The 6,472-nt window shown below is 48.1% G+C and carries 6 protein-coding genes; 4 read left to right on the plus strand and 2 right to left on the minus strand.

Going from position 1 to position 6,472, the window contains the following annotated elements; genetic code table 11:
- Positions 1–68: 68 nt before the first annotated feature.
- Positions 69–1,316 (plus strand): DNA polymerase IV, encoded by a 1,248-nt coding sequence (locus KW93_RS15185; protein ID WP_033543893.1) that lies wholly within the window; start codon positions 69–71, stop codon positions 1,314–1,316.
- Between the two features lie 7 nt (positions 1,317–1,323).
- Positions 1,324–2,268, plus strand: coding sequence for a ribonuclease Z (rnz, locus tag KW93_RS15190; RefSeq protein ID WP_033543894.1), 945 nt, complete (start codon positions 1,324–1,326; stop codon positions 2,266–2,268).
- 430 nt (positions 2,269–2,698) lie between these two features.
- Here the strand turns inward: rnz and namA are convergent, their stop codons facing one another.
- The gene (namA, locus tag KW93_RS15195) at positions 2,699–3,715 is read right to left on the minus strand and encodes an NADPH dehydrogenase NamA (protein WP_033543895.1); all 1,017 of its coding nucleotides are present in this window, start codon (positions 3,713–3,715) and stop codon (positions 2,699–2,701) included.
- A 43-nt stretch (positions 3,716–3,758) separates the two neighbouring features.
- Complete coding sequence (gene proC / locus KW93_RS15200) at positions 3,759–4,562, minus strand: pyrroline-5-carboxylate reductase (RefSeq protein ID WP_081987040.1); 804 nt, start codon at positions 4,560–4,562, stop codon at positions 3,759–3,761.
- A gap of 223 nt (positions 4,563–4,785) precedes the next feature.
- On the opposite strand from proC, the gene KW93_RS15205 reads away from it, so the two are divergent.
- Both KW93_RS15205 and KW93_RS15210 read left to right on the plus strand, forming a co-directional pair.
- Positions 4,786–5,733: an MBL fold metallo-hydrolase gene (locus KW93_RS15205; protein ID WP_033543897.1), complete on the plus strand. Its 948-nt coding sequence runs from the start codon at positions 4,786–4,788 to the stop codon at positions 5,731–5,733.
- Positions 5,734–5,842: 109 nt separating this feature from the next.
- Positions 5,843–6,412 (plus strand): hypothetical protein, encoded by a 570-nt coding sequence (locus tag KW93_RS15210; protein WP_033543898.1) that lies wholly within the window; start codon positions 5,843–5,845, stop codon positions 6,410–6,412.
- Positions 6,413–6,472 lie beyond the last annotated feature (60 nt).

Consider the following 6,472-nt stretch of genomic DNA (forward strand, 5'->3'; position numbering starts at 1 on the left):
AGAGAACAGGATGTATGTTCTCTCCTTTTTTGTTACACTAAAAATAAAAAGAAACGGGAGCGATTGTGATGGCTGGGCGAGTTATATTACACATAGATATGAATAGCTTTTACGCCTCAGTGGAACAGTCGCATGATCCTTCATTAAAAGGCAAAGCATTGGCAATCGCCGGCAATCCGAAGGAAAGGCGAGGCATCATCGTCACCTGTTCCTATGAAGCAAGAGCGCACGGCATCTATACAACGATGCAGGTGCATGAAGCGAAACGGAAGTATCCTGATCTTATTTTATTGCCGCCGAATTTTGAGCGATACCGCGCAGCATCAAAAGCGATGTTCGACATCCTGCGTTCCTATACTACGCAGGTGGAACCTGTATCAATCGACGAAGCATACCTGGACGTCACGGAATTGCTGGAACAGCAGACTGCATTGGAACTGGCGCAGGAACTTCAGCAGCGGATCAAAAATGAATTGGACCTTCCCTGTTCAATCGGCATCGCCCCCAATAAATTCCTGGCAAAAACAGCCTCGGATATGAAAAAACCCATGGGCATCACCATTCTCCGCAAAAGGGATATCCAACAGGCTCTTTGGCCGCTGCCGGTAATCGAGATGCACGGAATCGGTGACAGCACAGCTGACAAACTGAAAAAACTTGGCATTCTCTCAATCGGGGATCTGGCTCAGGCGCCCGGCGGCCTCATCAAAGAAAAGATGGGCAAAAACGGTATCCGGCTGCAGGCACGCGCCAATGGAATCGACAGCCGGGCTGTTGATCCGGATTCCATTTATGATACTAAAAGTGTGGGAACATCAACGACGCTGCCGATTGACGAAACTGATGAAGAAAATTTGAAGAAGATTTTTCGGCAGCTCAGTGACAAAGTCGCGAAACGGCTGGAAGCCAAAGAATTGGCAGGCCCGACTGTGAGCATCCAGACGCGAAGTTCCGATTGGCAAAACAGGACGCGCAGCATTACATTGAATAACACTGTATGGAAAGCGGATGATATCAACCGCAATGCCTGGCATCTTTTTACAAAGCATTGGAACGGAGAACCGCTGCGGCTGGTTGGCGTTACAGTTTCAAATGTGGTGGACAAAGGAGAAATGACTGAGCAGTTGTCGTTGTTCAATTTTCAGGAACATCTTAAAGATGAACCGATTCTCGAACTTATGTCCAGTCTGGAAAAGAAATTCGGCAGGAACGTGGTATTAAAAGGAACAAAAATGAGAAAATCGAATTTTAATTCAGAAACCAGTTTCAGCAAAGATTTTCTTGATGACCACGACCATGAAAGGGAAAGAAAGTAGGGACAGTATGCAATTATTATTTTTAGGGACAGGGGCCGGCATGCCGTCCAAACTGCGCAACACTTCTGCATTGGCATTGAAACTATTGGAAGAACGGGGCACGGTGTGGCTGTTCGACTGCGGCGAAGCGACGCAGCATCAGATTCTGCATACGACCCTGAAACCCAGAAAAATCGAGAAAATCTTCATTACCCATCTTCACGGCGACCATATATTTGGCCTGCCGGGCCTGCTTGGATCGCGTTCATTTCAGGGAGGCGATGAACCGGTCGAAATCTATGGACCACCCGGCATCCGGGAGTTTACAGAAAGCGTTCTGCGCATCAGCCGGACGCATCTCAATTATCCAATCCGTTATATTGAAGAGTTGGATGGGGTTATTTTTGAAGATGACTTAATGACTGTAACTGCGGCTGAACTTGATCACGTCATTCCTTCCTATGGTTTCAGGATTGAACAAAAACCGCTGCCTCCGAAATTACTGATCGATCGGGCGAAGGAACTGGGTGTTCCTAAAGGGCCGATGCTGGCGAAACTGAAAAGTGGCCAGGATGTTCAACTGGAGGACGGATCTACAGTTAAAAGCGAAGATGTCACTGAGAGCAGCCTACAGGGGTTTATTGTGACGATTCTTGGTGATACGCGTTTTTGCCAGCCGGCGATAGAGCTTGGACGAAATGCGGATGTGCTGGTACATGAAGGAACCTTTGATGGTGAGACAGAAAAACTGGCAGGGGAATATGGCCATTCGACAGTCCAGGAAGCGGCCGAAACAGCAAAGCAGGCTAACGCAGGGACATTGATCGTCAACCACTTAAGTGCGCGTTTTCTGCCGGAAGATGAAAAAAGGCTGGCGAAAGAAATGCGCAAAGTACATGAAGACAGTTATATCGCGTATGACTTTTCGGAGTTTGAATGGAAAAAGCAGGAAAAAAGGATAGTAAAAAAATAAATTCTTATATTGGAAAAAGCTGCATGTTGATATGCAGCTTTTTTCATTTAATGGATATTTTGATTTTATTCAACGAATTAATAGAACAAACGTTCGGTTTATGGTAAAATAAAGGTACAGCTGTATGAGGGCGGTTTGGCCATTCCCTAGGAAAGGGGGTGGTAATATGACGGTTTACGAATCATTCGGATTGGTTTTCACAAGCATCGGGCTGACAATCAGCGGCTTGAGCTTGATCATTTCAATGATTTTAGTCACAAATAAAAAAAAATAACCGTCCCATGTGGCGTGGAATGACGGTTATTTAAAGCCTGGAATTCCAGCCAACCGCTCTAAGAACGCGGCATACAGCTGGCCGAATGCGAAAGCATTCGGTTATTTGTGTTACATTACATTAATTATACTAAATCCAGTCTATATTGCAACTGACTTATATCCAGCCGCGTTTATAAGGGACCGGCACCTCTATTTCTGCCCCAAGTTCTTTTGAAGCGCGGTATGGCCAGTAAGGATCGCGCAGCAGTTCACGTGCGAGGAAAATCAGATCTGCGCGGCCGTTCTGCAGAATCTCCTCGGCATGCAGCGGACTCGTGATGAGACCCACTGCCCCCGTCGCAATGTCCGCTCCCCGTTTGATGGTTTCAGCAAAATTTACCTGATATCCTGGATAAACCGGTATTTTCGCTGGCACCAAAGCACCGGAACTGACATCGATCAAGTCTACGCCCTGCTCTTTCATCCATTTGGACATTTCAATATACTGCTCGGGGGTCATTCCGCCTTCCGTATAATCATGCGCTGATATGCGCACAAACAGCGGTTTATGCCATACTTCATTGACGGCATCGATGACTTCGCGAAGAAAACGGTAACGGTTCTCCGGCGTGCCGCCGTAAGCGTCTGAACGTTTATTCGTCAGCGGTGACAGAAATTCGTTCAGTAAATATCCGTGTGCAGCATGCAGTTCAATGACATCGAAACCGGCGCGGTCTGCACGGACGGCGGCTTTCCGAAAAGCTTCTGCCGTTTCCTGGATATCAGCTTTCGTCATTTCGACAGGTGTTTTGTAGGAATCATTGAACGGCAGGGCGGAAGGGGCATGGATATCTCCATCCACTGTCGCTTTTCTTCCGGCATGCGCAAGCTGGATGCCGGATTTCGCGCCGTACGGTTTCATCAGGCGGACGAGTTCGGCAAGCCCGTCGACATGGCTGTCGTCCCAGATGCCAAGGTCACGGGCGGAAATGCGGCCCTGCGGCTGGACGGCAGTCGCTTCAAGAATGACCAGCCCTGCGCCTCCTACAGCCCGGGACGGATAATGGATCCGGTGCCAGTCGGTGACATGGCCGTCTTCTTTATCGCACTCATACATGCACATCGGCGCCATCACGATTCTGTTTTTGAAAGTCACATTTTTCATTGTCAGCGGTTCAAAAAGTTTAGCCATGAGAATTTCCTCCTTTATACATATATACAGTATAGCGAAAGAGTTATTTGAATTCCTTTCCGAGCTCCCGTGAACGCTCGGTGGCCGCGCTGACACATTGCCCGATAATATCTTTGAAATTATTTTCAGCCAGTGACCGGAGACCGGCTGCGGTGGTGCCGTTCGGGCTCGTCACTTTCTCACGCAATTCGGCAAAGTCTTCCTGCTGCATCATTTCAGCGGCACCGAGAAAGGTCTGGCGCACCAGTTTCTGTGCATCAGCAGCCGACAATCCAGTGGCAACACCGGCTTCCCGCATCGCTTCGGCAAAATAATAGAGATAAGCCGGTCCGCTGCCTGCGACGCCAGTCACCGCATGGAGCTGTTCTTCTTCCACAACCGTTACACTGCCGATTGAAGAGAGGAGTTTTCGCAGTTCATGCTGCTGTTCCACCGTGACATATTTGCTCCAGGCAACGCCGGTCGCCGACTTGCCGACTTGGGCAGATGTGTTCGGCATTGCCCGCGCAACCGGAAAATTCCCGACATGGCGCTGGATCGTCTCTATGGAGACGCCTGCTGCGACAGAGATGATGACCGTATTGACGGTCAGTTTTTTCCTGATGCCTACGAGCGCAGCCGCCACATCTTTCGGTTTCATCGCCAAAAGGATAAAATTGGCGTCCTTCAACTCGGTTTTGTCTTCATCGACAATATTGACTCCATATTCACCGTTAAGAAATTCGAGACGTTCGTGGTCTGAGCGATTCATCACGGATATTTCCTCCGGTTTCATAATCCGTTTGTTGATCCATCCGTGAATCATGGATTCCGCCATCGATCCGGCTCCTATACACACAATCTTCATCTTTTACCACTTCCTTCATTCAAAATAAAAAGCGTAATCATCCCTGTTGTTCAAGGACGAGAACGCTTTGTTTCCGCTGTACCATCTGTTTTTGCCCTTTAAGGCGTTACATCAGATTATACTGAGCGCCAAAATGATTGTCAAATTATGCTGAAGCGTGACGCCGCTGTCATTTCACGGTATGATGGATGAACAGTCATTCATTTTTAAGGGGAGAAAAAATTTGAGTATACATAAAATAATCATTCCGACGCCTTTTGCTGTTGGTGACGTAAATGCTTTTTTGTTAAAAGGCGACATGCTGACACTGGTAGACGCCGGACCTAAAACACCTGAAGCATGGGAAGCGATCCTGTTCGGCCTGAACGAGGCAGGTGTCCGGCCGGAAGATGTGGAGCAAGTGGTGCTGACCCATCATCATCCGGATCATGCCGGATGGATTGACGGTTTTGAGAATGCAAAATTATACGGCCATCCCTACAATGATTTTTGGCTGCGGCGCGACCAGTCGTTTTTCGATTTTCATGATGCTTTCTATCTTGAACGCCTGAAAGAAGAAGGGGTGCCGGAAGACCAGCTGTTCTGGCTCAAGCGCATGAAACGCCCGCTCAGCCTGATGGGTTCGCGGCCGCTCGATATGTCGATCAACGAGGGAGATAAACTGCCGGGGCATCCGGAATGGGAAGTCATGGAAACGCTGGGGCATGCGCAAAGCCATTTATCATTCTGGAATAAAGAAACAGGTGAAATGATCGGAGGGGATCATGTCATCGCGAAAGTATCCTCCAATCCGCTGATTGAACCTCCGATGGATCCCGCCATGGGCAGACCTAAATCGCTGCTTCAATATAATGAGTCCCTTTCGCGTCTGCTGAAGATGCCGATTGATGTGATTTACAGCGGCCACGGCGAAGAAGTGAGAAACGTCCATGAACTCGTCGCTGAACGACTGGACAAACAGCATCAGCGGGCCATGAAAGTTCTGGCGCTGATCGGTTCCGAAGAAAAGACGGTCTATGATCTGACTGTGCAATTATTCCCGTATGCCTATGAAAAGGAATTGGGGCTGACGCTGTCCGAAACGATCGGCCAAATCGATTATCTTCTGGAAGACGGGCTTATCCTGGAGCGCCTTGGCGACGACGGTATTTTCTATTATAAAGAAGCATAAATAGACAGCTAATTGTTTTTATTGCAACAATTCGTGCAGGCGTGTAAAATATAGCCGTCAGCAAGTCCTGTCTTACCATCATGATTAACACGAAAAGGGATGAAACGAATTGAAAAAATGGGGTATATTAGTAGCTGGCATGCTTTTCCTGTCAGCGTGTACGGATGAAGAAGCAAAACCTGCCGAAACGGAATCGAAAGAAGAAGCGGTCGCCGTACAGGAAGAAAAAGAAATGACGGAAAGTGGTTTTATTACCCAGATCCGCAACGATAAAGTGCTCGTCAACAATATATATTTTTCACTTGATGAAGAAGTCGCGGTGAATTCCACCGACGGTAGCGAAACAACCGAGAAAGTCCTGAGTGATATCCGGACAGGCATGAAAGTCGACATCAATTACAGCGGCCCTCTGGGACAGGCATTCCCGCTGCAGGCTGAAGCCGACAGCATCACGATCCTGAATGACGCCGAATCAGCAAAACAGACAGAAGCCCTACAGGCATATATCAATAAAGAACAACTGGCAGGCCTTCTGATCATGGGTCAGCCAATCGTGCGCGATAATGAAATCGGCTTCCTGTTCAATAATATGGACAGCGGCCAGATGCAGGAAGTCCGCATCAATTTGGATACGCATGAATATACAGTAGGCGACGAAGAAAAAGAAGACGCCAGTTAATAGGAAAAAACTTGCCTCTTTGAAACATTCCGCTCCAGATGGACGCTTTCCTAGGGGAGC

Origin of the sequence: Planococcus sp. CAU13, from assembly GCF_000775575.1 — a bacterium.
In the GTDB taxonomy this organism is placed as follows: domain Bacteria; phylum Bacillota; class Bacilli; order Bacillales_A; family Planococcaceae; genus Planococcus.

What these genes read in the sequence shown, in the direction of transcription:
- KW93_RS15185 (WP_033543893.1), top strand. Translation starts at nt 69, where the DNA reads ATGGCTGGGCGAGTTATATTACACATAGATATGAATAGCTTTTACGCC.
- rnz (WP_033543894.1), top strand. Translation starts at nt 1,324, where the DNA reads ATGCAATTATTATTTTTAGGGACAGGGGCCGGCATGCCGTCCAAACTG.
- namA (WP_033543895.1), bottom strand. Translation starts at nt 3,715, where the DNA reads ATGGCTAAACTTTTTGAACCGCTGACAATGAAAAATGTGACTTTCAAA.
- proC (WP_081987040.1), bottom strand. Translation starts at nt 4,562, where the DNA reads ATGAAGATTGTGTGTATAGGAGCCGGATCGATGGCGGAATCCATGATT.